The 25,617-nt window shown below is 66.5% G+C and carries 26 protein-coding genes, 1 tRNA gene and 1 riboswitch; of the genes, 7 read left to right on the forward strand and 20 right to left on the reverse strand.

Annotated elements, in window-relative coordinates; genetic code table 11:
• Nucleotides 1-38 precede the first annotated feature (38 nt).
• From cobF to cbiE, 6 genes are read right to left on the reverse strand one after another with little or no spacing between them, the layout of a single operon-like run.
• On the reverse strand, nucleotides 39-782 hold the full coding sequence (cobF, locus tag F3H26_RS15475; RefSeq protein ID WP_149776910.1) for a precorrin-6A synthase (deacetylating): 744 nt from the start codon (nucleotides 780-782) through the stop codon (nucleotides 39-41).
• The gene (gene cobA, locus F3H26_RS15480; protein WP_149776911.1) at nucleotides 775-1,503 is read right to left on the reverse strand and encodes a uroporphyrinogen-III C-methyltransferase; all 729 of its coding nucleotides are present in this window, start codon (nucleotides 1,501-1,503) and stop codon (nucleotides 775-777) included. Before cobA ends, cobF begins: the two co-directional genes overlap by 8 nt.
• Nucleotides 1,500-2,816, reverse strand: coding sequence for a cobyrinate a,c-diamide synthase (locus tag F3H26_RS15485; protein ID WP_149776912.1), 1,317 nt, complete (start codon nucleotides 2,814-2,816; stop codon nucleotides 1,500-1,502). Before F3H26_RS15485 ends, cobA begins: the two co-directional genes overlap by 4 nt.
• Nucleotides 2,809-3,603, reverse strand: a complete 795-nt coding sequence (cobM, locus tag F3H26_RS15490) for a precorrin-4 C(11)-methyltransferase (protein ID WP_149776913.1) — start codon at nucleotides 3,601-3,603, stop codon at nucleotides 2,809-2,811. The genes F3H26_RS15485 and cobM overlap by 8 nt, the downstream gene beginning before the upstream one ends.
• Nucleotides 3,600-3,968, reverse strand: coding sequence for a cobalamin biosynthesis protein (locus F3H26_RS15495; protein WP_149776934.1), 369 nt, complete (start codon nucleotides 3,966-3,968; stop codon nucleotides 3,600-3,602). The genes cobM and F3H26_RS15495 overlap by 4 nt, the downstream gene beginning before the upstream one ends.
• Entirely contained in the window at nucleotides 3,965-5,164 is a 1,200-nt protein-coding gene (gene cbiE / locus F3H26_RS15500) for a precorrin-6y C5,15-methyltransferase (decarboxylating) subunit CbiE (protein WP_149776914.1), read from the reverse strand. Before cbiE ends, F3H26_RS15495 begins: the two co-directional genes overlap by 4 nt.
• Between cbiE and F3H26_RS15505 the strand changes: the two genes are divergently transcribed.
• Nucleotides 5,163-5,912, forward strand: coding sequence for a cobalt-precorrin-6A reductase (locus F3H26_RS15505; RefSeq protein WP_149776915.1), 750 nt, complete (start codon nucleotides 5,163-5,165; stop codon nucleotides 5,910-5,912). The genes cbiE and F3H26_RS15505 overlap by 2 nt on opposite strands.
• Here F3H26_RS15505 and cobJ read toward each other — a convergent pair.
• The 8 genes from cobJ to F3H26_RS15545 all read right to left on the reverse strand — a co-directional run bounded on the left by cobJ (nucleotide 5,885) and on the right by F3H26_RS15545 (nucleotide 15,088).
• Nucleotides 5,885-6,637 (reverse strand): precorrin-3B C(17)-methyltransferase, encoded by a 753-nt coding sequence (gene cobJ, locus F3H26_RS15510; protein ID WP_149776916.1) that lies wholly within the window; start codon nucleotides 6,635-6,637, stop codon nucleotides 5,885-5,887. The two genes, F3H26_RS15505 and cobJ, sit on opposite strands and share 28 nt — an antisense overlap.
• Nucleotides 6,634-7,362 carry a precorrin-2 C(20)-methyltransferase gene (locus F3H26_RS15515; protein WP_149776917.1) on the reverse strand — a complete coding sequence of 243 codons (729 nt, stop codon included), beginning with the start codon at nucleotides 7,360-7,362 and terminating at the stop codon, nucleotides 6,634-6,636. Before F3H26_RS15515 ends, cobJ begins: the two co-directional genes overlap by 4 nt.
• Nucleotides 7,359-7,988, reverse strand: coding sequence for a precorrin-8X methylmutase (locus tag F3H26_RS15520; RefSeq protein WP_149776918.1), 630 nt, complete (start codon nucleotides 7,986-7,988; stop codon nucleotides 7,359-7,361). The genes F3H26_RS15515 and F3H26_RS15520 overlap by 4 nt, the downstream gene beginning before the upstream one ends.
• Nucleotides 7,988-9,115, reverse strand: coding sequence for a precorrin-3B synthase (cobG, locus tag F3H26_RS15525; RefSeq protein ID WP_149776919.1), 1,128 nt, complete (start codon nucleotides 9,113-9,115; stop codon nucleotides 7,988-7,990). Before cobG ends, F3H26_RS15520 begins: the two co-directional genes overlap by 1 nt.
• Nucleotides 9,112-12,405 (reverse strand): cobaltochelatase subunit CobN, encoded by a 3,294-nt coding sequence (gene cobN / locus F3H26_RS15530; RefSeq protein WP_149776920.1) that lies wholly within the window; start codon nucleotides 12,403-12,405, stop codon nucleotides 9,112-9,114. The genes cobG and cobN overlap by 4 nt, the downstream gene beginning before the upstream one ends.
• Before the next feature lie 6 nt (nucleotides 12,406-12,411).
• A complete protein-coding gene (cobW, locus tag F3H26_RS15535) occupies nucleotides 12,412-13,467 on the reverse strand; it encodes a cobalamin biosynthesis protein CobW (RefSeq protein ID WP_149776921.1) in 1,056 nt (351 codons plus the stop codon).
• Between the two features lie 2 nt (nucleotides 13,468-13,469).
• Nucleotides 13,470-13,853 carry a DUF1636 family protein gene (locus F3H26_RS15540; RefSeq protein ID WP_149776922.1) on the reverse strand — a complete coding sequence of 128 codons (384 nt, stop codon included), beginning with the start codon at nucleotides 13,851-13,853 and terminating at the stop codon, nucleotides 13,470-13,472.
• 82 nt (nucleotides 13,854-13,935) lie between these two features.
• Nucleotides 13,936-14,140: riboswitch (cobalamin riboswitch) on the reverse strand.
• A 72-nt stretch (nucleotides 14,141-14,212) separates the two neighbouring features.
• On the reverse strand, nucleotides 14,213-15,088 hold the full coding sequence (locus F3H26_RS15545; protein WP_149776923.1) for a LysR substrate-binding domain-containing protein: 876 nt from the start codon (nucleotides 15,086-15,088) through the stop codon (nucleotides 14,213-14,215).
• On the opposite strand from F3H26_RS15545, the gene F3H26_RS15550 reads away from it, so the two are divergent.
• On the forward strand, nucleotides 14,972-16,153 hold the full coding sequence (locus F3H26_RS15550) for an NAD(P)-dependent oxidoreductase (RefSeq protein ID WP_394349781.1): 1,182 nt from the start codon (nucleotides 14,972-14,974) through the stop codon (nucleotides 16,151-16,153). The genes F3H26_RS15545 and F3H26_RS15550 overlap by 117 nt on opposite strands.
• Before the next feature lie 141 nt (nucleotides 16,154-16,294).
• Here F3H26_RS15550 and F3H26_RS15555 read toward each other — a convergent pair.
• A tRNA-Cys gene (locus F3H26_RS15555) sits at nucleotides 16,295-16,368 on the reverse strand.
• Nucleotides 16,369-16,594: 226 nt separating this feature from the next.
• On the opposite strand from F3H26_RS15555, the gene F3H26_RS15560 reads away from it, so the two are divergent.
• From F3H26_RS15560 to F3H26_RS15570, 3 genes are all read left to right on the forward strand, one after another.
• Nucleotides 16,595-17,248 carry a protein-L-isoaspartate O-methyltransferase family protein gene (locus tag F3H26_RS15560; protein ID WP_149776925.1) on the forward strand — a complete coding sequence of 218 codons (654 nt, stop codon included), beginning with the start codon at nucleotides 16,595-16,597 and terminating at the stop codon, nucleotides 17,246-17,248.
• Between the two features lie 95 nt (nucleotides 17,249-17,343).
• Nucleotides 17,344-18,762 (forward strand): TolC family outer membrane protein, encoded by a 1,419-nt coding sequence (locus F3H26_RS15565; RefSeq protein ID WP_149776926.1) that lies wholly within the window; start codon nucleotides 17,344-17,346, stop codon nucleotides 18,760-18,762.
• A 74-nt stretch (nucleotides 18,763-18,836) separates the two neighbouring features.
• Nucleotides 18,837-19,646, forward strand: coding sequence for a hypothetical protein (locus F3H26_RS15570; protein WP_149776927.1), 810 nt, complete (start codon nucleotides 18,837-18,839; stop codon nucleotides 19,644-19,646).
• Nucleotides 19,647-19,649: 3 nt separating this feature from the next.
• On the opposite strand, the gene F3H26_RS15575 is transcribed toward F3H26_RS15570, so the two are convergent.
• Together F3H26_RS15575 and F3H26_RS15580 are read right to left on the reverse strand one after the other, a co-directional pair.
• Nucleotides 19,650-21,107, reverse strand: a complete 1,458-nt coding sequence (locus F3H26_RS15575) for a cobyric acid synthase (protein ID WP_149776928.1) — start codon at nucleotides 21,105-21,107, stop codon at nucleotides 19,650-19,652.
• A 155-nt stretch (nucleotides 21,108-21,262) separates the two neighbouring features.
• Nucleotides 21,263-21,583: a DUF6280 family protein gene (locus tag F3H26_RS15580; protein WP_005982071.1), complete on the reverse strand. Its 321-nt coding sequence runs from the start codon at nucleotides 21,581-21,583 to the stop codon at nucleotides 21,263-21,265.
• A 216-nt stretch (nucleotides 21,584-21,799) separates the two neighbouring features.
• Between F3H26_RS15580 and efp the strand changes: the two genes are divergently transcribed.
• A complete protein-coding gene (efp, locus tag F3H26_RS15585; RefSeq protein WP_149776929.1) occupies nucleotides 21,800-22,363 on the forward strand; it encodes an elongation factor P in 564 nt (187 codons plus the stop codon).
• Between the two features lie 55 nt (nucleotides 22,364-22,418).
• On the opposite strand, the gene F3H26_RS15590 is transcribed toward efp, so the two are convergent.
• From F3H26_RS15590 to F3H26_RS15600, 3 genes are all read right to left on the reverse strand, one after another.
• The gene (locus F3H26_RS15590; protein WP_149776930.1) at nucleotides 22,419-23,363 is read right to left on the reverse strand and encodes an ABC transporter transmembrane domain-containing protein; all 945 of its coding nucleotides are present in this window, start codon (nucleotides 23,361-23,363) and stop codon (nucleotides 22,419-22,421) included.
• Nucleotides 23,364-23,469: 106 nt separating this feature from the next.
• Nucleotides 23,470-24,207, reverse strand: a complete 738-nt coding sequence (gene ygfZ, locus F3H26_RS15595) for a CAF17-like 4Fe-4S cluster assembly/insertion protein YgfZ (protein ID WP_149776931.1) — start codon at nucleotides 24,205-24,207, stop codon at nucleotides 23,470-23,472.
• 87 nt (nucleotides 24,208-24,294) lie between these two features.
• A complete protein-coding gene (locus tag F3H26_RS15600; protein WP_149776932.1) occupies nucleotides 24,295-25,068 on the reverse strand; it encodes a hypothetical protein in 774 nt (257 codons plus the stop codon).
• 426 nt (nucleotides 25,069-25,494) lie between these two features.
• Between F3H26_RS15600 and F3H26_RS15605 the strand changes: the two genes are divergently transcribed.
• On the forward strand, nucleotides 25,495-25,617 hold a 123-nt coding region (locus F3H26_RS15605), incomplete at its 3' end, for a transposase (protein WP_149776288.1).

A 25,617-nucleotide genomic window follows, 5' to 3' on the forward strand; every position in this document is an offset into this window, starting at 1 on the left:
TGCCGCGTTGGCGCAATCGCCATTTGCGACCTTTCGCGTCAATTCCCGCGCTTTTTCAGAACATAGATATCCATGATCCACCCGTGCCGGGCGCGGGCCTCGGCGCGGATGCGCAGAATCTCGGGGGCCACATCGGCCAGTGGACCCTTGATCAGGATCTGCTCGGGCATACCCACGTAAGCCCCCCACCAGATGTCAAAATCGGCCATGTCCAGCGTCTGGAACGAACATTCGCCATCCAGCATCACCGCAACCGTGTCGGCGTCGCTGGGCCAGCCCTCGTCGCGGATGCGCCGGCCGGTGGTGACCAGATAGGGCGCGCCGATGTCGTTGATCGGCATGGCATGGGCCGCCGTCAGCGCCTGCAGCGCCGTGATACCGGGGATCACCGTGGTGTTCGGCTGCGGGTTCAGCCGCGCGGCGATTCGCAGCGAGCTGTCATAGAGCGACGGGTCGCCCCAGATCAGCAAGGCGACGGTGCGCGCCTCAGGGTGCCGGGCCATCGCCTCCTGCCAGCGCAGGGCGATTGCGTCGTGCCATTCATCCACGCCGCGCAGGTAGCCGTCCTGCGATCGGCGCTCGGGGATGTCGAAATAGGCGATTTGGGGCAGCGTGTCGGTGACGTTGCGGATGATTTCCTCGCGCACGCCGGCCAGATCGGCCTTGTTGGCGCCCTTGCGCGGGATCAGGATCAGATCGGCCGCGCGGATCGCCTGCGCGCCCTGAAAGGTCACGTGGTCCGGGTTGCCGGTGCCGATCCCGATCAAGACCAGATCAGTCATCGTCGAACTCCGCCAGCGGACCATAGAGGATCAGAGCCGGCGCGGTGCCGATCTCGGAGCCCAGACGCTCGGCCAGGGCACCGACGGTGGACCGGTGCAGCGATTGCTCAGGCGTCGAAACCGACTCGGCCATCAGCGCTGGCGTGTCCAGCGGCAGCCCATGCGCGTGCAGCGCGTCCGCAAGTAGGGGAAAGGTGCGCTTGCCCATGAACACCACGGTCGTCGCACCCGGGTCGGCCAGCGCGGGCAGGTTCAGGTCCTCGGGCAGCTTGCCGCTGACATCGTGGCCGGTGACGAATTGCACCCGCCGCGCGGTCAGGCGCCGGGTCAGCGGGATGCCCGCCGCCGCAGCCGCCGCAATGGCAGAGGGGATACCCGGAATGATCTCGTACGCGATCCCGGCAGCGCGCAGGGCCACCAGTTCCTCTTCGAGCCGCCCGAACAGGCCGCCATCGCCCGATTTCAACCGCACGATCCGTTGGCCGGTCTGGGCGTACTCGACCAGCAGGCGGCTGACATGGCCCTGCTTGGGCGAGGGCCGGCCGGCGCGCTTGCCCACACCCACAAGGTCGGCCTCCTTGCGCGCATGGCTCAGGATCGGCCCGCTGCTCAGATCGTCGAACAGAACCGCGTCAGCCTTTTGCAGCCGGTCCACGGCCTTGAGGGTCAACAATTCCGGGTCGCCGGGGCCGGACCCAATGAAGGAAACGAAACCGCTCATGCGCTGGCCTCTGCGATCAGATGGAAGAACGTACCGGTGACATGCCCGCGCCGCGATCCGGTTTGTGGGCCTTCGGCGCCTTCGGCGTCAAAAACCCGCGCCAGGGGCGCGTCGGGCTGCTCGACGATCGAGGAATAGTGGAACTCGTGCCCCCGCAGCGCGGTTCCGGCCGAGAACCCGGGCATGTCGGCCAGCAACTCGGCCCGGCGATAGCCCAGGTTGAACTTGCGCTTCTCGTACGAAGTGACCAGACCCAGCAGCCCGGCCATCCGGTGGCGGTTGCCGTCCTTGTCGATCAGCCCTTCGCCCAGGGCCATGTAGCCGCCGCATTCACCATGCACGGGCCGCGTTTCGGCATGTCTGCGCAAGCCGGTCAGGAACCGCTCTGCCGCAGCCAGGGTTCCGGCGTGCAGTTCGGGGTACCCGCCGGGCAACCAGACCAGATCGGCATCCGGGGCCGGCGCCTCGTCCGCCAGCGGAGAAAACGGCAGGATCTCGGCGCCGGCCGCCCGCCAGCCTTCCAGAAGATGCGGATAGGTAAAGGAAAACGCCGCGTCCCGGGCGAGCGCGATCCGGTGCGCCGGAGGGCGCGGCAGCGCGGCCGACGACGGCCCTGCAGGGCCCGAGGAGGCCGCCCGCTTGATCGCTTCCAGATCGACATGCGCGCGCAGAAAGGCCGCGTAGCCGGCAATTGCGCTTTCCAGATCGGGGTGCTCGACCGCCTGGATCAGACCCAGATGCCGTTCCGGCAGGGTCAGGTCGCCGCGCCGGGGCAGGACGCCCAGAACCGGCAGGCCCGCGCGCTCCATCCCCAGACGGGTCAGGCGTTCGTGGCGCGGGCTGGCGCAGCGGTTCAGAATCACGCCGGCAAAGGGCAGGTCGGGGTTGTACATCCGGAACCCCAGCGCCGTGGCCGCAGCCGATTGCGCCTGCCCGCCCACGTCCAGCACCAGAACCACCGGCCAACCCATGCGCAGCGCGGTCTCGGCGCTGGACCCATGGCCCTGCTCGCCCGGCTTGGCGACACCGTCGAACAGGCCCATCGACCCTTCGGCCACCACGATGTCGGCCCCTTTGGCCTGCGCCGCAATCGCGCCCAGCAACGGCGCGCCCATCGCCCAGCTGTCCAGGTTGAACGAGGCCCGCCCCGCCGCCGCCCGGTGAAAGGCCGGGTCGATGTAGTCGGGACCGCTCTTGAAGGGCTGCACCGTCAGCCCGTCCTCGGCCAGCGCGCGCAGCAAGCCCAGCATCACCGTGGTCTTGCCCGTGCCTGAGGACGGGGCCGAGATCAGCAGTCCGGGCGGGTTAGTCATCGCCGTGACTCCAGCTTGACCACGGGCTGTCGGCGCTTTGCGGGCGATAGCGACGGTCATAGGTCTTTGAATACAGACAGCTTTCATCGAAGCCTTCACCGGCCAGCGCCGGCCCGACCAGGATCAGCGCGGTGCGCGAGATGCTCTCGTCCAGCGAGTCCTTCAACGTGCCCAGCGTGGCGCGGATGATCCGCTCGTCCGGCCAGCTTGCGCGGTACACCACGGCCACGGGGCAGTCGGCGCCATAGGCGGGGGTCAGGTCGGCCACCACCTTGTCCAGATTGCCGATCGACAGGTGGATGGCCAGTGTGGCGCCGGTGCGGGCGAAGTTTTCGAGCGTTTCGCCCTCGGGCATGGACGAGGCGCGCCCCGGAGTCCGCGTCAGCACCACCGATTGCGCCAGCCCGGGCAGGGTCAGTTCGGTGCCCAAAGCGGCCGCGGCGGCAGCAAAGGACGGAACGCCGGGGGTCACGCTGACGGGAATGCCCATCTGTTTCAGGCGCCGGATCTGTTCGCCCATCGCCGACCAGACCGACAGGTCGCCCGAATGCAGGCGGGCCACGTCCTGCCCAGCGTCATGGGCGGTTTTGATTTCGGCCATGATCTGATCCAGATCCATTGGCGCGGTGTTCACGATGCGCGCGCCTTCGGGGCAGTGGGCCAGGATCTCCTCGGGCACCAGCGATCCGGCATACAGGCACACCGGGCAAGCGGCGATGATGTCGCGTCCGCGCAGGGTCAGAAGGTCGGCGGCGCCCGGTCCGGCGCCGATGAAATGAACGGTCATGTCTGTCCTCCGATGGCGACCGCGCAGGTGGCAAGCCGGTCGTCCGAAATCTGTCGGGGTGAAATCAGCCGCGCGCCAGGTCCGGCGGCGGCAAGGGCGGAAGCTTCGGCCACGCTGCCGGTGCCATGACTGGCGCGGCTGCGGGCCGAGCAGGTGAGGGTGCGTTGCCCGGCCAGATCGGCGGGGTCCGCGAAATGCAGGGGCAGGGCGCAGGCGGCGGCAAATTCGGCCAGCGCCGGGTGGCCGGCCTTGTCGGCGGCGGTGGCCAGCGCGTCCACCGCCTGCCCGGCAGTGGCGCGATCAAACGCGGCCCGCAGGCTGGCGCAGGTCGCGGTGGACGAAAACCCAAGCCCGGCCACGATCATAATGTCACGCTCCACTGCACGACCGGATAGGCCGATTTCCAGCCGCGCCGGGGGCCGAGGTCGCCGGCCTGCGCCAGCTCGATCCGCAGCAGGTCGCCGCCCAGCTTGGCGTGCCATTGGCTTAGCATCGCTTCGCTTTCCAGCGTCACGGCGTTGGCCACCAGCCGGGTGCCCGTGGGCAGGTTGGCCGCAAGCCAGTCCAGCAGCGCGTCGCTCAGCCCGCCGCCGATGAACACCACGTCGGGCAGGGGCAGGCCGTCCAGAGCGTCGGGCGCCCGGCCATGGATGACCTGCAACCGATCCTGTCCCAGCGCGTCGGCATTGGCGCGGATGCGCGCGGCGCGGTCGGCGCGCGGCTCGATCGCGGTGGCGGTCAGGGTCGGGTCGCACATCAGCCACTCGATGCCGATCGAGCCGCTGCCGCCGCCGACGTCCCACAGATGCTCGCCCCGCGCGGGCGCCAGCGCCGAAAGGGTCAGCGCACGCACCGGCCGTTTGGTGATCTGCCCATCGGTTTCGAAAATCTCGTCGGGTTTGCCCGAGGCCAACGGCAGCGCAGGCCCGTCGCCCGCAACCTCGAGCGCCACGCAGACCGGATGCTCGAAAGCGCCCAGCAGGGCTTCGGTCAGGGACATGCTGCGCGCGCGTTCCCGAGGGCCGCCGAGGGCCTCCATCACGTGCAGGGTCGTATCGCCGAACCCGGTCTCGGTCAGATAGCGGGCCAGCTCGACCACAGCGGCTCCGTCGCGCAGCAGGACGATGGCGCGCAGGCCGCGCGACAGATGCGGACGCAGGCGGGTCAGGGGGGCGGCGTGCAGGCCGTAGGTGGCAGTGCCTTCCAACGGCCAGCCCAATCGCGCGGCCGCCAGCGAGAAGGTCGACTGCCCCGGCCGTGCCACCCAGTCTTCAGGGGCGAAATTGCGCGCGATCACCGACCCGGCGCCAAACCAGAACGGATCACCCGAGGCCAGAACCACCGTGCGCCGGCCCTTCAACCCCTGCAGGATGGGCAGCCCATCGGCGAACGGCACCGGCCATTCGATGCGTTCGGCTCCGGTTTCGGGAACCAGCGACAGGTGCCGCGGCGGGCCCATGATGACCTCGGCGCGCTCCAGCTCTTGACGGCTTGCGGCCGACAGGCCATCCAGTCCATCCTCGCCCAGGCCCAGAATGGTCAGCCACGGAGTTTCAGACATGCCCAACCTCCTGATCCTTGGCGGCACGACCGAGGCCAACGCATTGGCCCGCGCCGTGGCGGATTTGGGTGTCGCGGCAACTTATTCCTATGCGGGCCGGGTCGACAACCCGCGGCCGCAACCGCTGCCCACGCGCGTGGGTGGCTTTGGCGGGCCCGAGGGTCTGGCGCGTCACATCCGCGATGCCGGCGTGACCCATGTGATCGACGCCACCCACCCCTTTGCCGCGCAGATGAGCCGCAATGCCATCGCCGCCTGTCAGCAGACGCAGACGCCGCTGGCCGCGTTGACCCGCCGGGAATGGACGGCCGGGCCCGGCGACCGGTGGCAACACGTGCCCGACATCGCCGGCACCGTCGCCGCGCTGGCTGGGCCGCCGCGTCGGGTGTTCCTTGCGGTGGGGCGCATGCATCTTGAGGATTTCGCGGCACAGCCCCAGCACCACTATCTTCTGCGGCTGGTCGATGAACCCGGCCCGCTGCCCTTCGCCGATTGCGAGTTGGTCGTGTCGCGCGGGCCGTTTTCGGTTGAAGACGACACGGCACTGATGCGCCGGCACCGGACCGAACTGGTGGTGTCCAAGAACGCCGGCGGCACCGGCGCGCGCGCCAAGCTGGATGCCGCGCGAGCGTTGGGCATCCCCGTGCTGATGATCGACCGGCCCAGGCTGCCCCGCCGGGTCGAGTTGACAAGCGTGCCGCAGGTTCTGGACTGGTTGGCTCATTCCGGCGTGGACCTTGGCGTATAGACGATGGGGCCGATGGGCCGGTCGATGACGCGGGTCAGCGATGAGCCGACGATCACCACCGTCTGCATGTCGGCCATGTCGGGCGTTGCCTCGGCCAGGGTCGCGATGCGGATCGACTCGTCTGGGCGCGATACGGCGCGGGCGAACAGGATCAGGCGCTCGGGTTCGCATTCCTGTCGCAGGATTTCCAGTGTCTTTACAAAACCTTCGGGCCGAGACTTCGAGCGCGGATTGTAGAAGGCCATCGCGAAATCGGCCTGCGCGGCCAGCCGCAGGCGTTTCTCGATCACCGCCCAGGGCTTGAGGTTGTCGCTGAGGTTGATGGCGCAGAAATCATGGCCCAGCGGTGCGCCCGCCCGGGCCCCGGCGGCCAGCATGGCGGTGATGCCGGGCAGAACCTCGACAGGGATCTCGCGCCAGGCGTCGGGGCCGTTCTCCAGCGCCTCGAACACGGCGGCAGCCATGGCGAACACGCCCGGATCGCCCGACGAGACCACGACCACCCGCTTGCCTTCGGCCGCCATCTGAAGCGCGTGCTGCGACCGGTCGATCTCGACCCGGTTGTCGCTGGCGTGAAGGGTCAGGCCCGGCCGTTCGGCCACCCGCGCGACGTAGGGAATATAGCCCACCACATCGGTCGCCTCGGCCAGGGCGGCGGTCACCTCGGGGGTCACCAGCGCCTCGTTTCCGGGGCCAAGCCCGGCGATCTTGACCCAGCCGCTCATGGCCGCCGCCCCTGTCCATGCACGATGATGATCGAGAAATAGGGCGTGACCTCGGTGCAGGCGTCGCTCAGCTTGCGGACGGTCTGGTTGGGCATCTGCGCGTATTCCACGATCCAGGCCCGGTCGAACAGGCCCGCCGTTTTCAGCGCGCGTTTCACCTTGTCGATGTTGCGGCCGATCTTCATCACCACCAGCGCGTCGGTGCGCGCCATGCGGTCGGCCAGAACCTCTTCGGGCAGGGTGCCCATCAGCACCGTGAGGATGTCGTCGCCCCAGGTGATCGGATCGCCCGAGGCCGTCCATGCCCCCGACATGCCGGTGATCGCCGGCACCACCTCGATGGGCACTGCGTCGCGCAGGCGGCTGTAGAGATGCATGAACGAGCCATAGAAGAACGGGTCTCCCTCGCACAGCACCACCACGTCTTCGCCCTGATCGGCCAGCTCTTTCAAGCGCGCGGTGCAGCCTTCGTAGAACTCGGCCAGCAGTGCGTTGTAGCGCGGATCAGAGACCGGGATTTCGGTCGTGACCGGGTATTCCATGGGAAACTCGACCGCATCGTCGCGGATCATCCCGTTCACGATCTTGCGCGCCTGCCCGGTGCGGCCGGGTTTGCGGAAATAGGCCACGTGTTTCGCGCCGCGCAACAGGCGGTCGGCCCGGACGCTCATCAAATCGGGATCGCCGGGGCCGAGGCCCACGCCATAGATCGTGCCCATGGTCATTCCGCCCGGCTTGCGATGGCGTTGATCGCGGCAACGGTGATGGCGCTGCCGCCCAGGCGGCCCTTGACGATACAGCTGGGGACGGGCTGGGCCTCCCACAGGGCGTCCTTGGATTCGACCGCGCCGACAAAGCCCACGGGGCAGCCGATGATTGCGGCAGGGCGGGGGCAGTCGGGGTCCTCGAGCATGTTCAGCAGGTGAAACAGCGCCGTGGGCGCGTTGCCGATGGCCACCAGCGCGCCCTCCAGATGGGTGCGCCACAGTTCCAGCGCGGCGGCGGATCGGGTGTTGCCCATCTTCTCGGCCAGCGGGCGCACGCGCTCGTCGTGCAGGGTGCAGATGACCTGATTGTCGGCGGGCAGGCGAAAGCGGGTGACGCCTTCGGACACCATCCGCGCGTCGCACAGGATCGGCGCGCCGTTTTCCAGCGCGGTGCGGGCGGTGCGCACGAAGCCGGGCGAGAAGTGGATGAATTCTTCCAGCCCGACCATTCCGGCGGCATGGATCATGCGGACGGCGACCTGCTCTTCATCCGGATCAAAGCGGGCCAGATCGGCCTCGGACCGGATCGTGGCGAAGGATTGCTTGTAGATCGCCGCGCCGTCGGTTTCGTATTCATAGGGCATCAGGTCAGGTCCATGGTCTTCAGTGTTTCGGGGTCCAGCCCGCGCTGAAGGGGCTCATCCCCCGCGCGGCCGTGTTTTACAAGATCAAATCGCCCGTCGCGGCCCACCAGCGTCAGATCGGCCGCGCCCATGCGCGCGCAGCCCTTGGCGCAGCCCGAGACATGCAGGCTGCCGGACACGCGCGGGGCCAGCGCGCGGGCGATGGCGCGGGTCTCGGCTTGTGCCTGCGGGCAGAATGGCGCGCCGGGGCAGGCGTCGGTGGATAGCAGCGGGTCGGCGCCGTCCGTCACGAAGGCCGGGGCGGGGATCGCCGCCCCGCCTTCCAGCAGGAACAGCCGCCAGGGCGTGACGCGCAGGGCGGCGGCGCCCGAGGCCTTGACCAGCGCGCGCAGCTCGGCGGCGGGCAGTTGCCCGAAGGCCGCGCCGTGGATTGGGCCGATTTCGCAGTTGCCGGGTTGCAGCGCCGGTGCCGTGGGGCCGAGGGCGTGGCCCTGCCATTCGTCGGGTAGGTCATGCGCCGCGATCAGGCGGGCCATGCGGCGGGTGTCGGAAGTGAAGCGCTCGGCGAACCACCGGGCCAGATCGATCACGCGGTCGATCGCCTCATCTTCGGTCACCAAGCGGCCGGTCTCGGCCCCGTCGGCGCGCAGGATCAGGCCCGAAGCTCCCCGTTCCAGTCGGATGTCGGCCGAGTCCCCGGCCAGCAGCCGCGCCGCGCCGGTATCCACCGCAAAGCCGAACTTGGCGGGCAGGGCGGGCAGATCACCCAGCCGGTCGATCAATGCACGAGTCAGCCGCGCGGTCAGGTCACCTTCTTCGTAGAGAGGGCTAACCAGAATGTTGCGCCGGGTCTCGATGCCCGGCTCGGCGTCCAGCAGGTTCAGCGCCGACAACTCGACCAGCAGCGCCTGGTGGTCGGCCTCGGCCACGCCGCGCAGTTGCAGGTTGGCGCGGTTGGTCAGGTCGATGGTGCCATTGCCGAAGCGCAGGGCCAGATCGCACAGCCCCAACGTCTGCGCGGCGCTCAGCCGGGCCAGACGCGGGCGCACCCGTACCACCAGCCCGTCGCCGGACATCATCGGGCGATGCGCGCCGGGGCACCAGCCCTGAACGACCGGGGCGCTCATCCCAACCCCTCCAGATCGGCGCGGATCGAGTTGCGGCGGGTGTTCCACAGCCCGGCCTCGTACAGCGCGCGGAACCGGTCCTGCATGGCCTGATGGGCCAGCGGGTTGGCATCCTGCAAAAACGCGTCCACCTCTGGGTCCCCAAGGGTCGCGTCATGGAACAGGTCGAACAGGTGCGGGCCGACCGTTCCTGACAGATGTGCGAAGGACGCCATGTGTTCCAGAGTCGCCGCGATCTCGGCCGCACCGCGGAAGCCGTGGCGCTGCATCCCGGCGATCCAGTCGGGATTGGCGGCGCGGGCGTGGACCACGCGGCTGATTTCCTCGGGCAGGGTGCGGGCGCGCGGGGTGCCCGGGTTGGTGTTGTCGAGGTGATACAGCTGCGCCTGCCCGCCGGTCGTCTTCTTGGCGGCGGCAAAGCCGGCCTCGTGCGTGGCATAGTCATTGGCCAGCAGCAGGTCGGTCTCGGTCAGGTCCTGCAGGTGCACGAAACTGTCGGCCTGCGCCACGCGCTGGGTGATCCCGTCGGGGTCGTGGGCAATGTGCTCGCCCTCGAAGGCGAAGGCGCTGGCGTCCAGCCAGGCCTGACCGGCCTGCGCGCGGGCCTCGTCGGTATAGGTTTCCGACAGGTGGGTCATGTTCAGACCATAGCTGCCCGGCGCCGGGCCATAGACACGGGCGGCGGGCGCCTGGCCGGCATAGGGGTTCCAGTCGGGCGCCTCGTCGCGTTCCGACAGCGCCCGGACCGCCTGTCCGAACAGGGCCGACAGGGTCGGGAACACGTCGCGGAACAAGCCCGAGACGCGCAGGGTCACGTCCAGCCGCGGGCGCTCCAGGTCGGTGATCGGCAGAACCTCGATGCCCGATACGCGCTCGGAGCCCGGATCCCAGACCGGTTTGACGCCCAGCAGGTGCAGCGCCATGGCGAATTCCTCGCCCGCCGTGCGCATCGTGGCCGAGCCCCACAGATCGACGATCAGGCCCCTGGGGTAGTCGCCTTCCTCCTGCAGGTGGCGGCGCACCAGTTCCTCGGCCAGTTTCACGCCCTGCGCATAGGCCGCGCGGGTGGGGACCGAGCGCGGATCTGTGGTGAACAGGTTGCGCCCCGTGGGCAGCACGTCGGTGCGCCCGCGATAGGGCGAGCCGGAAGGCCCGGCCTCGATCCGTTTGCCGGCCAGCGCATCCAGCAGGGCCTGCCGTTCGGCCTGTGCCGACGCGGCGGCGTCGAAATTGCCCGCGACCTGCGGCGCGCGGCCGAAGATGTGCAGCCCGTCGCCGAACTGGCTTTCCTTGATGTCGCAGACGAAGCGGTCGATGCGGGTGATCGCCTCGGCGGTGCTGGTGGCCTGATCCAGCCCCAGATCGGCCTCGAGCCCGATGGCCTGCGCCTCGTCGCGGATATCGGCCTGCAGCCGGTCGCGCCGCTTGGGGTCCAGCCCGTCGGCGTTCGAGAACTCGTCCAGCAGCGATTCCAGCCGCACCATACGGTCGGGTGTGCTGCTCTGTTTCATCGGCGGAGGAATGTGGCCCAGCGTCACCGCCCCGATCCGGCGCTTGGCCTGCGCGGCCTCGCCCGGGTCGTTCACGATGAACGGATAGATCACCGGCAGATCGCCGATCAGCGCCTCGGGCCAGCATTCCGCCGAGAGCGCCACCGATTTGCCCGGCAGCCATTCCAGCGTTCCGTGGGCGCCGATATGGATCAGCGCATCCGCACCTAACCCGTGCCTCAGCCATAGGTAGAAGGCCACATAGCCGTGCCGGGGCGTGCGCGACAGGTCGTGATACTCGTCGTCCCGCAACTCGGGCGTGCCGCGTTCGGGCTGCAGCGCCACCAGCGCCTTGCCGCGCCGCAGGGCGGTGAAATGAAATGCCCCATCGGCGCAGGCCGGGTCATCCTCGGGCGTGCCCCAGACGGTTTCCAGATCGGCGCGCAACGTCTCGGGCAGGTGCGCCAGCGCCGCGCGGTAAGCATCGACCGGCCACGAAATCCGGGCGTCCGGCAGCGTGTCGGCAATCGGCTCGGCGGGGGCGGTGTCATACCCCGCGCCCTGCAGGTCGGGCAGGATCGCCTCGGCCGAGGCAAGCGCGTCCAGCCCCACCGCATGGGCCATCTGCCAGTCCTTGCCGGGATAGGTGGACAAAACCAACGCGGGCACCTGTTGTGCCTTTGGTTTTTCGGCCAGGTCCACCCAGGCCATCGCCCGGTCGATGATGGCGGCGATCCGGTCGGGCTCGGGGCGGTGGGCAAAGCGGGAATATTCCAGATGCGGGTCGCGCTTGCCCGGTTCCTTGAACGAGGCGACACCGGCCGAGATGCGCCCGTCCACTTCGGGCAGAACCACATGCATGGCCAGATCGGCAGGCGACAGGCCGCGTTCGGCCTCGGCCCAGGCCTTGCGGCGCGAGGTCGCCAGCGCGACCTGGAACACCGGCACGCCCGCCACGTCCAAGGGCGATGTGCCCGACGCGCCTTTGCCCGAAAACGAGGTGGCGTTAATGATCGCCGAGGGCGCCATCGCTGGGATGTTCTCGGCCAGCCACTCAGCCGCCGCAGGCGCCTTGAGCGAGGGCGCAAACAGCCCCACCGCCTGATGACCCCGCGCGCGGATTTCCCGGATCAGGGCCGCGACCGGTGCGGTATCGGCCGAGGTCAGGTAGGCGCGGTAGAAGGTCACGATGATGCGTCGGCCTTCGCCCGCGAATGCTTCCTCGGGCGCAATCACGCCGCGATCCGGGCACCATGCGCCGCAATCGGGCAGAGTCTTGGCCCCCATCACCGGCCCGGCATACAGCCCCGCCGCCAGCGCCATCTGCGCCAGTGCGGCCTGGGCTGCCACTTCGCCGCCGGTGTCGCACAGATGCGCCAGCCGCCGCAGGGTCGAGACCGGCAGGGTCGAATAATCGTCCAGCCGCGTATCCTCGCGCCCGTCGGCGGGCAGCACCGCCAGCGCGATGCCCTTGGCCTGCGCCAGCGCCAGAACCTGCTGCAACCCGTAAGACCAGTAGGGCACCCCGCCGATCAGCCGGATCAGGATGCCCTTGGCGCCCTCCAGCGTCCGTTCGACATAGGTATCGACCGAGAGCGGGTGTTTCAGCGCCGCCAGGTTGGCCAGCCGCAACGAGGGCATCCGCCCCTCGGGCCCGCCGCCGCGATGCCAGCCGGCCGCGAAGGCACCCAGGTCGCTGTCCGAGAAGGACAGCACCACCAGATCCGCCGGGCTCTGGCCCAGGTCGGTCGGGGTCTCGGTTTCTTCGAGCCCGTGGCTTTCGCGGAAGACGACATGCATCGGTGCTTACTCGGCGGCCTCGGTGACGCCCGTCAGGATGCCACGGATCGCGGCCGCGTCGATGTCGTCATGCTCGGCGATGACCACAAGGCGCGAGCGGCGCTCTTCCTCCGGTTTCCACGGGCGGTCATACTGGTGCCGCACCCGCGCGCCGACCGCCTGGACCAGCAGGCGCATCGGCTTGCCCTGAACGGCGGCATAGCCCTTGACCCGCAGGATGTTCAGCTCGTTCGCGAGACGTTCGATATTGGCGACCAGCTGCGCCGGGTTGGTCTGTTCGGGCAGCTCGACCACGATGCTTTCGAAGTCGTCATGTTCATGGTCGTCATGGCCGTCGTGATGCGAGGGGCGGGCGTCCATGTCGTCCTCGGCCGCAGCCTCGAGCCCCAGCACCACGCGCACGTCAACTGCACCTTCGGCCACTTCTACCACGGGCAGGGGGCGCGGCGCCTCGGCGGCGATGATCTCGCGCGCCTTGGCCACACCTTCGGGGCCGGCCAGGTCGGGCTTGGTCAGCAGGATGATGTCGGCGCACGAGATCTGATCCTCGAACACCTCGGACAGGGGCGTTTCGTGGTCGATCGAGTCATCGGCCATGCGCTGCGCGTCCACGGCGGCGACGTTGGGGGCGAAGCGGCCTGCGGCCACGGCCTCGGCATCGGCCAGGGCGATCACGCCGTCCACGGTGATCTTGGAACGGATGTCGGGCCAGTCGAACGCCTTGAGCAGCGGTTTCGGCAGGGCCAGCCCGCTGGTTTCGATCAGGATGTGATCGGGGCGCGGGTCCAGTGCCATCAGCGCCTCGATCGTGGGGATGAAGTCATCGGCCACTGTGCAGCAGATGCAGCCATTGGCCAGCTCCATGATGTTTTCTGCCGGGCAGTCGGGGATGGCGCAGCTTTTCAGGATTTCGCCATCGACGCCCACATCGCCGAATTCGTTGACCACCACGGCCAGCCGCTTGCCCTGCGGCTCGGACATCAGGTGGCGGATCAGCGTGGTCTTGCCCGAGCCGAGAAAGCCGGTGATGACGGTGACGGGAAGTTTTTCGAGGGTGCTCATGCTCAGGCTCCAATCGGGGGAATGCGGGCGGCGCAGTTCTTGCGGAAATGTTCGGGGCGGTCGCGCCATTTCACAAGGCCATCGTCGGTGGCCAAGTACTTGGTGGCGCCTTCGACGATGATCTCGACATCGTCCGTTTCGTTCAGGTTTTCATAGACGAAGGTCCAGCGCGACGGCCCACCGCGCAGAACGATCGAGCAGCCCTGATCGCAGTTCGACAGGCATTCGACCGGCTTCAGGGTGATGCCGTCGGGCAGGTCGGCCTGCTCAAGCGCCTTGTGCAGCAGCGTGCCGGGGCGCTGGGCGTCATCCTCGATGGGCAGCCCGCGGCGGCAGGTGGTGCAGACCAGCAGCTCGACTGGTGTGGTCTCGGTCACGTCTCTCATCCCCCCTCACTCGGTTGTCGGGGGACGGGGTATGCGCGGGCCACGTTGCGGACATGGGCCCGACACCGGAACACCCCGTCCGGTTCGTCTTCGGGCGTTGGCAGGTCTCCCGGCTTGCGGATGTCAGAGCGGCGCTCTGTCGGATGTCCCGCCTTCCCGGCCTGCGGCCAGTGGCATTTGGGCACCCTCTCCGGTCACGGTCGCGGGGGCGGCTGCGTTTGACGGAAAACCGCTGACGCATTCCCTTTTCATCTGCTTGCACAGACACCAACGCAAGCGACATGCGGCACGGGCAGGGGGGTTGTCAAGCGCGCGGGGTCACGTGCCTTGCGTCGGATCGAAAAAGCGACTTGCCGGGGTCAGTCCGCGGCATCACCGGCCAACCGGTCGCGCAGCCAGGCCAGGAACAACTGGGCGGGGATGGAGGGAGGCGCCGCGCTGACGCTACGGATCAGGTAGTGCGACTGGGCAAAGGGAATCGCCGGCCCGGCAACCCGGATCGGCGCGCCTTGGGCGATGGCGTTGCGCGCGAACCGCTCCAGAACGGTGGCATAGCCCGCGCCGGCCATCACCAGTTGCAGCGCCGTGACGGTGGTATCGGCCGAATGGCGCGCGGGGCGGTCGGGCAGGTCGGTGCCCGTGGCCTCGAAGTACCGCGCCCAGTTGTCCTCGTACCCCAGAATGTGGATCAACGGGCCGTTGCGCAGGTCTGGCGCCGGGTCCTGCGCCCGGCATACGGGCACCAGCCGCTCCGAGCACAGCCGCTCGGCCGCGACACCGGGCCAGTCGCCATGGCCCAGCCGGATTTCCACGTCCACATCCGCGGGCGCGGCCGAGTCGTTCCAGATATGCGACACCAGTCGCACCGGAATTTCGGGGTGCTGCGCGCTGAACGCGGGCAGCTCGGCCGCGATCCAGTAGGTCATCGTCGATATCGCCGCCCGGATGGTCAGCGCCTGCCGAGAGGCGGGGCCGAACAGGCTGTTGGTGGACAGCGCGATATCCGATAGCGCCCGGCGCACGGTCAGTGCATAGGACTGGCCCGGCTCGGTCAGCGACAGGTGCCGGGCGTTGCGGGCGAAAAGCGGCTGCCCGAGATCCGCCTCGAGCGAGCGGATATGCAGCGACACCGCCGTCTGGGTCAGGCCCAATTCCTGCGCGGCGGTTGTGAAATTCAGGTGGCGCGCGGCGGCCTCGAAGCTGCGCAGCCAGGCCGGATTGGGCAGGTGGTCCATTCATCACCAAAATATTTTGCATTTAGATCGACTTTTTATTCGTTTCTTTTGTCGGTGGGCAACGGAAATACTCGGGCCAACGAAAACGCGCCTGCAGGAGGGCAGAACATGAAGGTCGGGTTCATCGGTTTGGGCAATGTGGGGGGCAAGCTGTCGGGGTCGCTGCTGCGCAACGGTATCGACCTGACGGTATACGATCTGAACCCCGATCTTGTGGCGGAGTTCGCCGCCAAGGGGGCCAAGGCCGGCGAAAGCCCGGCCCAGATGATGCGCGACTGCGATGCGGTCATCACCTGCCTGCCATCGCCCGCCGCCTCGGACGCGGTGATGCAGCAGATGCTGCCCGAGGTGACCCAAGGCAAGATCTGGATGGAGATGTCCACCACCGACGAGGCCGAGGTCAAACGCCTGGGGGCCATGGTGATCGAACGCGGCGGGGCGGCGGTGGACTGCCCGGTTTCGGGCGGGTGCCACCGGGCGGCCACGGGCAATATCTCGATCTTCGCGGGTTGCGACCGGGCCACGTTCGAGCGGATCCTTCCGTTCCTGACGACGATGGGCCGGCGCATCCTGCATACCGGCGATCTGGGCACTGCCTCGGTTTTGAAGGTGCTGACCAACTATCTGGCCACCGCCAACCTGATCACCTGCGCCGAGGCGCTGGTGACCGCCAAGGCCGCCGGGATGGACCTGAACACCACCTACGAGGCGATCAAGATCTCGTCCGGCACATCCTTCGTGCATGAGACCGAAAGCCAGGTGATCCTGAACGGCTCGCGCGACATTTCCTTCACCATGGACCTGGTGAAAAAGGATATCGGCCTGTTCCAGGAGGTCGCCGACCGCGCCGGCGTGCCGTTGGAGATGAACCCGTTGATGATCAAGATCTTCGACGACGCCATCGCCCGCTATGGCGCGCGCGAGCTGTCGCCCAACGTCATTCGACGGCTCGAGGATGCAACCGGGCTGAGTGTCACCGCGCCCGGATTTCCGGCCGAGATGCAGGACGCTGAACCGGAAGAGCCGGGGTATGAGGTGATTCCTCAAGGCCGAAGCAAGGTCTGAACCGACGGTCAGGAAAAGGCGCCCTTTCCGGGGCGCCTTGCGTGAAACCCAAGATGGCGGTGTTCCCTCGCCCGGCCAGGAACGGTTCGAGTCGCATTTCGACCAATCGGAAGGCAGCGACGCGGCGCCAAATCGGAAGATTGGAGGCGAGTACCGGAATCGAACCGGTGTACACGGATTTGCAATCCGCTGCGTCACCACTCCGCCAACTCGCCTTTTCAAGCAATATCAATTACTTGCCGTGGTGCGGAAGCGGTTCTAGCAGCTTTCCCGCGCGGCGTCCAGAGGGCGCGCGAAGAATCTGCACGGGAAAAGGCCGTTGCCGGTCACTGATATGCAACGCCAATTGTCGCGGGGCGGAATTTGCGCGCAAGGGCCGTTGCCGGGGCGCGCGCGTTGTGGCAAAAGCCAACCGAACCAGGGAAATGAACGAGCGGTCACATGACGGATTTCGCAGCCCGACGCCAAACGATGGTTGATACCCAGATTCGACCGTCCGATGTCACCAAGTTTCCGATTATCGATGCCATGCTGAAGGTTCGACGGGAAAATTTCGTACCGGATTCCCAGCGTGAAGTGGCCTATATCGGCGATCTGATCGATCTGGGCGGCGGCCGGTGCCTGTTGGAGCCGCGGACCTTGGCCAAGATGTTGGACGCGCTGAATATTTCCAATGACGAGGTCGTGCTGGATATCGGTCCGGCCTATGGCTATTCGACAGCCGTCGCCGCGCGCATGGCGCAGCTGGTGGTTGGGGTCGAGGAAGACGAGGCAATGGCCGCCGAGGCGCAGGCCAATCTCAGCCGGGCCGATATCGACAATGCGATCATCCATGTTGGCCCGTTGGCGCACGGGGCCGCCGAGCATGGCCCCTATGACGTGATCATGGTTCAGGGCGGGGTTGAACGGGTTCCGGACGCGTTGCTGGACCAGCTCAAGGAACATGGCCGCATTGCCTGCCTGTTCGTCGACGGCAATCTTGGTACTGTCCGGATCGGTCGCAAGGCCGGCGGGCGCGTGACTTGGCGCCACGCGTTCAATGCCGCGGCGCCGGTCTTGCCGGGATTCGCGAAACAACGGGCATTTTCGCTATAGTCCGGAAACAGTTTTCCGTTCCCTCTTGATTAGTTGAGAATCTGGCCGCAAACTGTTCGGAAATCAGAACAAATCTTGGTTCACGGGGTTGGTACATGCGTAGGACAGCAGGAGCGAAACTGATCAAGGGGTTGGTGTTTTCAGCCTGCCTTGCACTGAATGTAGTGTCCGAGCGGACGGCCTGGGCCGACAACCTGACGGATGCGTTCATCGGGGCCTACAACTCCAGCGGCCTGCTGGAACAGAACCGCGCGCTGTTGCGGGCCGCTGATGAAGACGTTGCGATCGCGCTTTCGGCCCTGCGCCCGATCATCAACTGGACCGTTCGGGTCAGTCAGGACTTCACCAAGAACCGGAGCGGAACGACCGTGACATCGGTCGAACCCTCGCGGTTCTTTTCGGGGATAACGCTCAGCCAACTGTTGTACGACGGCGGCGCATCCCTGCTGGGCAAGCAGTCGGCGCAGGAAACCGTTCTGGCGACCCGGCAGGCGCTGATCGATGTCGAGCAGCAGGTGCTGTTCCGGGCCGCGACGGCCTATCTGGGTGTTTTGCTGGAGGAGGAGCGGGTCCGGATTCGCGAAAACAACGTGAACCTGTCGGGCGAGGAGCTTCGCGCGACCCAGGACCGTTTCGAGGTGGGCGAAGTGACCCGCACGGACGTGGCCCTGTCCGAATCGCAACTGGCCAGCGCGCAGGCCGATCTTGCCGATGCGCGCGGCAACCTCAGCACGGCGCAGGCTGAATATGTCAACGCGGTGGGCAAGACTCCGGGGCGCACAGCGGGGCAGCCCAGTCTGCCCGCTCTGCCGCGATCCGTCGAAGAGGCGATCAGCTTGGCCATGCGGAATCACCCGGCCATCCTGTCCGCCCAGCATCAGGTGCGCGCCCGCGATCTGGTGGTGCAGCAGCAACGCGCGGGTCTCGGACCGAATGTCAGCCTAAATGCCGATGTCGGGATTACCGAGAGCTACGACAACGACGACTATACCAACGACGCGTCGATCTCGCTGAGCCTGAACCAGCCCATCTATGCGGGCGGCCGGCTGGCCGCAAACGTTCGCCGCGCCATGGCGCAGCGGGATGCCGCGCGGGCCAATCTGCTCAACGTGCAGAAAGACGTCACGCAGGGCGTGACCAACGCCTATGTCCGCTTCCAGACCGCGACGACCAGCCTGCGCGCGTCCGAAGAGCGCGTCCGGGCCTCGCAGGTCGCCTTTGACGGCATCCGCGAAGAAGCCACATTGGGCGCACGCACCACGCTGGACGTTCTGACCGCACAGCAAGACCTGCTGGATGCGCAACTGGCCGAGATCGCTTCGCGGACCGAACGGTCGCTGGCGGCCTACCAGTTGCTTCAGGCGCAGGGGCTGTTGACTGCCGAACGTCTGGGTCTGGCCGTCCAGATCTATGATCCGACGCTGTATTACAACCTGGTCAAGAAGGCGCCGGCGCAGATCAGCAAGCAAAGCCGCGATCTGGATCGGGTGCTCAAGGCGTTGCGTCGCGAGTGATCGCGCGCACTATCTGTTGTTCCGCGCCGATTGATTGGTTACACTCGCTCAAACGGCCAGATCGGTAGAGAGCCATGTCGGATAGCAGTGTCACAACAGGTGTCGAGGACGTTTTGGCGTCGATCAAGCGACTTGTCGGCGATCAGGGGCGCAAGGCCGAGCCAGGCGCCGGTTCCCGGCCGAAACCGGGGCGGCTGGTTTTGTCCCAGTCGTTGCGGGTCTCGGACGCGACCGAACCGCCCGCGCCGAGTGGGTCCGGGTTGTCGAGCCTCGCTCGGGACTTCTCGGTTGACGCTTTTCTGATGAAGGACGCCGAATTCCCAAGCATTCAACCCGCAAACCGGAAGCCCGAGCCGATGGTTCTCAGGTCGTCCGACCGGGTCTATCCGAATTCCTCCGATACGACGACCGAAACGGGTGGCCCTCTACCCAAAGAAAACCAGGCCCGTCCGCGGGATCTGGCCGGCAGTCTGAGTGCCAAGATCGAAGCCCTCGAGGCGGCGATCGCTCGGACAGAAGATCAATGGGAACCCGACGGAGACAGCGGCGACGAATATGCGGGAACCCGCACGCGGCGCATCCACTGGGATGTCGAAGCCGGCGGAGGCGCCACAACGGCGGCCGAGGCCGGACGTGACGAGTCTTTGCAAGTGCAGCAGCCGCAGGGAGCCGCGCAATTCGTGCGGGATCGCGGAGCGGACGAGCCCGTCGCGACCGATGCACAGGCCACCGCGACGATGGAAGTCGAAGAACTGAAGGCGTTGATCGCCCAGGTCGTGCGCGAAGAACTGCAGGGCGCATTGGGCGAGCGGATCACCCGAAACATCCGCAAGCTGGTCCGGCGCGAAATCAACCGCGCACTGGATGCGAGAGAGCTCGAGTAGGCCTCAGCCGCGCTGCGGTTTCGCCGCCAGTGACAGCAGAAGATCCAGATCCATGTGCCGTTCGAGGTGATCGGCCAGGGCATCGAGGGTCTGTTCGACGCCCTCCTCATAGGCCAGGTCCGATTTGACGCCCAACTGCCTCAGATAGCGCGCCCGAAAGGCATCCGAGGAAAAAACACCGTGCAGATAGCTGCCGCGGACCCGGCCGCTGGCGTTGGCGGCGCCCTCGGCACGGCCTTCGACCTCGAGCCAGGCGCGTGCGCAATCGGGGCCGTCGGTGCGCCCCATGTGGATTTCATATCCACTGACGGGTTCGCCGCCCGGCAGTGCCTTGGCCCTGCGCAGGCGGACCTGCTTGTCCCGGGCCATGACCGTTTCGACATCCAGCAGGCCCAGGCCTTCGACCGTACCTGGCCGCCCGTCGACGCCGTCGGGGTCCGCGATGGTTTGGCCCAGCATCTGATACCCGCCGCACAGGCCCAGAACATGGCCGCCGCGGCGCACATGCGCGTACAGGTCGATATCCCAACCCTGACGGCGCAGGAATGCAAGGTCGCCAATGGTGGACTTGCTGCCCGGCAGCAGCACCAGATCGGCATCGCCGGGCAGGGCGCGGCCGGCGGGAATGATTTCGACCGTAACACCGGGCTCGGCCGACAGCGGATCGAGATCGTCGAAATTCGCCATCCGCTCAAGCTGTGGCACGGCCACTTTGACCGCGCCGCCCGGGGCCGAACGAATGTCCATCATGTCCTCGGCAGGCAGTTTCCACGCGTCGTCGAACCAGGGCACCACGCCCAGGCAGGGCCACCCGGTGCGGGCCGCAATGTCGTCGCGGCCATCATCGAACAGGCTGACATCCCCCTTGAAGCGATTGACCGCAAAGCCCCGGATCATCGCCAGATCGCCCGCCTCCAGAACCGCCTGTGTTCCCACGATCTGCGCGATCACGCCGCCCCGGTGGATGTCGCCCACCAGGATCACGGGAACACCGGCGGCACGGGCAAAGCCCATATTGGCGATGTCGCCCTTGCGCAGATTGGTCTCGGCCGGGCTGCCGGCGCCTTCCACCAGAACCAGATCGGCATCGGCGCACAATCTGTCAAAGCTCTCCTGCGCGGCGCCCAGCAGGCGCGACTTGTCCTTGCGATAATCCCTGGCCCGCATGGTTCCGGCCCGCTGGCCCTGTACGATGACCTGGGCGCCGGTGTCGGTTTCCGGCTTCAGCAGGATCGGATTCATATCGGTATGCGGCGCGCGGCGTGCGGCGCGGGCCTGAAGGGCCTGTGCGCGGCCGATTTCGCCGCCGTCTTCGGTGACGGCCGCGTTGTTCGACATGTTCTGAGGCTTGAACGGCGCCACCCGCAGGCCGCGCCGGGCAAAGGCCCGCGCCAGGCCGGCCACCAGTACCGATTTCCCGACATTGCTGCCGGTGCCTTGAATCATGATCGCGCGCACCATTCATGCCTCCTGCGGTTGGTGGCAGATGAGCCTATTTGAGCGGCCAAGGAAAGCGCGGAACGGGCGAATGGCACGCCGAAACCGACATCAAATGTCCGGACAACAAAAAAGCGCGCCGCAATCGCGGGCGCGCCTTTTTGAAATACGGCAAAGCCTCAGGCGGCTTCGGCCTGCTGTGCGGCGTTGCGACGTTCGCTTTCTTCGCGCGACAGGGCAACCGAGGTCCGCACACCGCGGCCCACGAATTCCATCAGGCCTTTGACGACGCGTTCGTTCGGGTCGATGCCGGCACAGGTCAGCACCTCGCGCCCATCGCGCGAGCGGGCCCAGCGGGCAATCTGTTCCGGGCCGTTGCCGTATTTCTTGTCATCGGCAATGGCGTCGTCCAAAGCAGCCAGTACAACAGCCGCGAAAAGTTTGCGGGCACGGTTGCCTTGTTCATTGTTAAAGGCGGTGCCGTCAACGAAATCTCTCATCTCGTCTTCCTTGTTCTTGCTCTTGTAATTTTCGGCGTGGCGGTCCTTATGACCGATTTAGTGCGATTCGGATACACCTAATTTGCATGGTTGCGTTGCGTAATTTGCATAGCTCTCTGCAGGTGCAGCACTAGGTTTCGTTGTCTTGCATGGATTGTTCCCGCCAGATATAGGGACGGCAACGAACGCATCAACCATGTGTGAAGGATTTATGTAATGCCCAAGATCAACGGGAACGAAATTCGTCCGGGCAACGTGCTGGAGCACAACGGCGGCCTGTGGGCAGCGGTCAAGGTCGAGCATGTCAAACCCGGCAAGGGCGGCGCCTTCGCTCAGGTCGAACTGCGCAACCTGCGCAACGGCACCAAGCTGAACGAACGGTTCCGTTCGGCGGACAAGGTCGAGCGGGTGCGGCTGGAGCAGAAGGACCAGCAATTCCTGTACGAGAACGACGGCATGCTGGTTTTCATGGATGCCGAGACCTATGAACAGATCGAACTGCCGGCCGAACTGCTGGGCGAACGCCGCCCCTTCCTGCAGGACGGAATGACCATCGTCGTCGAGTTCTATGAAAACGAGGCGTTGAACGCGACGCTGCCGCAAAAGGTCACCTGCAAGGTCGTCGAGACCGAGCCGGTCGTCAAAGGCCAGACCGCGGCGAACTCGTTCAAGCCGGCGGTTCTGGACAATGGCGTCAAGGTCATGGTGCCGCCCTTTATCGCGCAGGACGAGATGATCGTGGTGAATACCGAAACCATGGAATATTCCGAGCGCGCGTAACGTCGCGTCACGGATACGGATCAAGGCCGCGCCGGAGGACCCGGGGCGGCCTTTTTCATGCCCGCGCGCCGGGCTGCCGGTATCGCTCGCGGTCCGGGCCGAACAATTCCAGCATCAGCTCGAACTTGATGCGATTGGCGCTGACCTGCCGGTAGAAGGCGATCAGGAACGCGGTAGGGCCCTGGATGCGCGCCAGCCCGCTGGTGGCCGCGACCACGGTGCCCACGTCGGTCTTGCCGTTCAGGACCAGCCATCCGCCCAGCATCAGAACCCCCACCGTACCTGCGCCGTTGATCACGCTCAGGGCGAATTTGGCGGACAGTTTCCACAGGAACATTCGGCGCCGCGTCTCGTAGATGGCGTCGAACTGGTCATGGATGTCCCGGGTGACCCGTTCCAGGTCTTCGGTGGTCAGATGATCGGTGGCGCTGCGCAGGATGCGCACCCGCTCGGCGACGAACCGGTTCACCTTGCGCTGGGAAATCAGCACGATGGCGTTCTGCGGTGCGATCATCGACAAGGCGATCAGACCCAGCCAGGGCTGGGTGGACGAGATATAGCCGATCACGCTGACAAGCGTGCCGATCTGCACGACCGGATCGGTGAAGGCGCCGCCGGCGAATTTGCCAAGCTCTTCGGCTTCGGCGGAAATGGCAGTTGTCAGCGTGCCTTTCCCGACATCCTCGTCGGCCTCATCCACGTCATTTGCGCGGGTCAGAAGCAACCGGCGGATCAGGCGGATCATGTCCTCGCCCAGCGTGCCGGCGCGGTATCCAAGCAGCCATTTCAAGGCGAGGCTCAGCAGGATGACACCCAACATGCCGGCGCCCATCCACAGAAGACTGGCCTTTTCGACCGCATCCGAGGTCAGATGGTTGATGATGTCACGCTGAAATTCCAGCGGCGCAGCGGCCAGCGCAGCAACCGCCAGAGACAGCAGGATCAGGATGATCTGCCGCTTGGCGCTGGCGCGCCAGATGGCTGCGTACAGTCTGAGCATCCCTCGGCCCGTTCCATTCGTGCCTGACTGTTCTACTCCGGGCAGGTCGCCGGTGGAATGCCCCCAGCGCGCCCTGATCCGGGTCGTGCCGGTTGGGCAACAGAGGTCAGCCGATCAGCCGCAGCCGCGCATCCGCGGCCAGCAGGTCAGCGCCGGCGCGGTCCAGCCGCAGATGGGCGATGGCCTTGCCCCCCGATTGCGTGAACAGGGTGCCCGCGGGTTTGCCCTCGGACGTGATCCGGGTGCCGACCGGGGCGGCGCCTTCGATTCCAACCACTTGCAATCCCTTGCGCAGCTGGGTCTTGTGCTTCATGCGGGCGGTGACTTCCTGCCCGACATAGCAGCCTTTTTTGAAATCCACGCCGTTCAGCCGCTCGAACCCGGCCTCGAGGATATAGGTGTCGGGCGTCAGTTCGATCCCGCTTTCGGGGATGCAATGGGCGACCCGGATCGCGTCCCAGTCGGTTCCGTCATCGGCCTCGTCGGCGGGCGAATAGGCGCGCCATCCCAAATCCGGATGACGCGGGTCGGGCAGGGCGCCTTGGGGCGCCGGCCCGGTCCCGCGCTGCAGATGCAGGTCGGTTTCGCCGATCGTCACGTCCGCGCGCAGCTTGTACATGCTCAGCCGTTTGATCAGCATGTCTGCCAGATCCTCGGCCACGTCCAGCAGCACGCCGTCGCCATCGCGTTTCAGGAAAAAGTCCGCGATGTATTTTCCCTGCGGTGTCAGCAGCGCGGCATAGACCAGCCCGTGGTCCAGCCCGCGGATGTCGTTTGTGACCAGACCTTGCAGAAAGCTGTCGGTGTCCGCGCCGGTCAGGCGCACAATGCGGCGGGTGCTCATCTTTGGGGCCTCGTGCAATCGGTGCGGCTGTTCATATAAGCGAATGGACCGGCAAGGCCAGAGGTTTCGCCACGGGGGCGCATGCGGTCAGGCACCCAGGCTGCTGCGCAACTCGACCACCGATTTTCCCAGGCGGAACGGGGCGGCAAAACTGACAAGGCACAGCGCGATGATCTGAAGAACCAGGATGTGCGCGTTGGCCTGCAGGTATTCCCACTCATCCTTCAGCTTCCCGACCTGTTCGATCAGGTCGTCATAGCTCTGGGCCAGAATGATGTAGTCGCCGGCGATGGCCGGAACCTTGCGGCGCATGTTGTCGATGGCGGCCTGCGTCTTGGCGTCGAGCGTGGTGAAGACGAGGAACTGCTCGATGTCGAAGGCGTCCGCGCGGGCGGCCATTTTGCGCATTTCCTGCTCGCTCTCGCGGTCGCGCCCGCCGAACAGGAAGCGCAGGCCCTGCAGCGGCGCGACGTCGTTGGTGACCGCGATGAACAGGGGCAGGTCGGCATTGTTGGCGGTCGAGGCCGAGAGGAACTCGACCTTTTCGCACAGGACGGCGGTGTCGGGGTCATAGGCCGGGTCGCAGAAGCGCAGGCGAAAGCGCGCGGCGTCGCGGTCAAAGGCCCGAGAGGCGGCATAGGCCACGTCGATCTGCCGATCCAGGCGCGAGCTGTCGGCGGTATAGAGCCCCGCCAGCACCGCCACCAGCGCGCCCAGCCCGCCCAGCACGACCCAGACCAGATCGGCCAGCTTCCACGCCCGGTGCCCGGCGGGTTTGCGAAACAAAAAGGCGGTGCCCACCAGCCCGGCGGCAAAGAACAGCAGCAGCAGCAGAAGCTGGTTGTCGGTGATGAAACTCATGCCGGGAGTTTAAGGGGCCGGGAGGCGCAGGCAATGGGGTTCACGAAGATGTAGGGTGGGGTGATTTGGCGTGGGTCGTTCATCCCAAAGCATGATGCAGAGCATCATGCACGCGCCCGACCCGCCCCCATGGGCGGGCGCGTTCCGCACCCACCCTCGGGCCGGGCGCGAGGTTTGTGGTTGGGGGTAGGGTGGGGTTTTACCCCACCGTTGCGAGGTGATTTGTCGGAGGGGAGGTGGGTTGGAAACCCACCCTACGGGTTGCTAGGTGTCGAAGATATTTGAATATTAACTCTATAGCTGCAACGTAACTCAACGACCCGCTCCGAAGCCGGCCAAACAGAGGTGGTCCGAGAAATCTGAACAGATGAGTTAGGTGGATTTTCCGCTCCTGATCCGGCAGCGTGCCGGGACGAAGGAGTGAATATGGCAAGACGACCGAGGCGGAACCACAGCCCTGCATTCAAGGCGAAAGTGGCATTGGCAGCTTTGAAGGGCGACAAAACGATGAGCGAATTGGCGACGCAGTTTGACGTTCATCCGAACCAG

Origin of the sequence: Ruegeria intermedia (genome assembly GCF_900129345.1) — a bacterium.
Classification (GTDB): domain Bacteria; phylum Pseudomonadota; class Alphaproteobacteria; order Rhodobacterales; family Rhodobacteraceae; genus Ruegeria; species Ruegeria intermedia.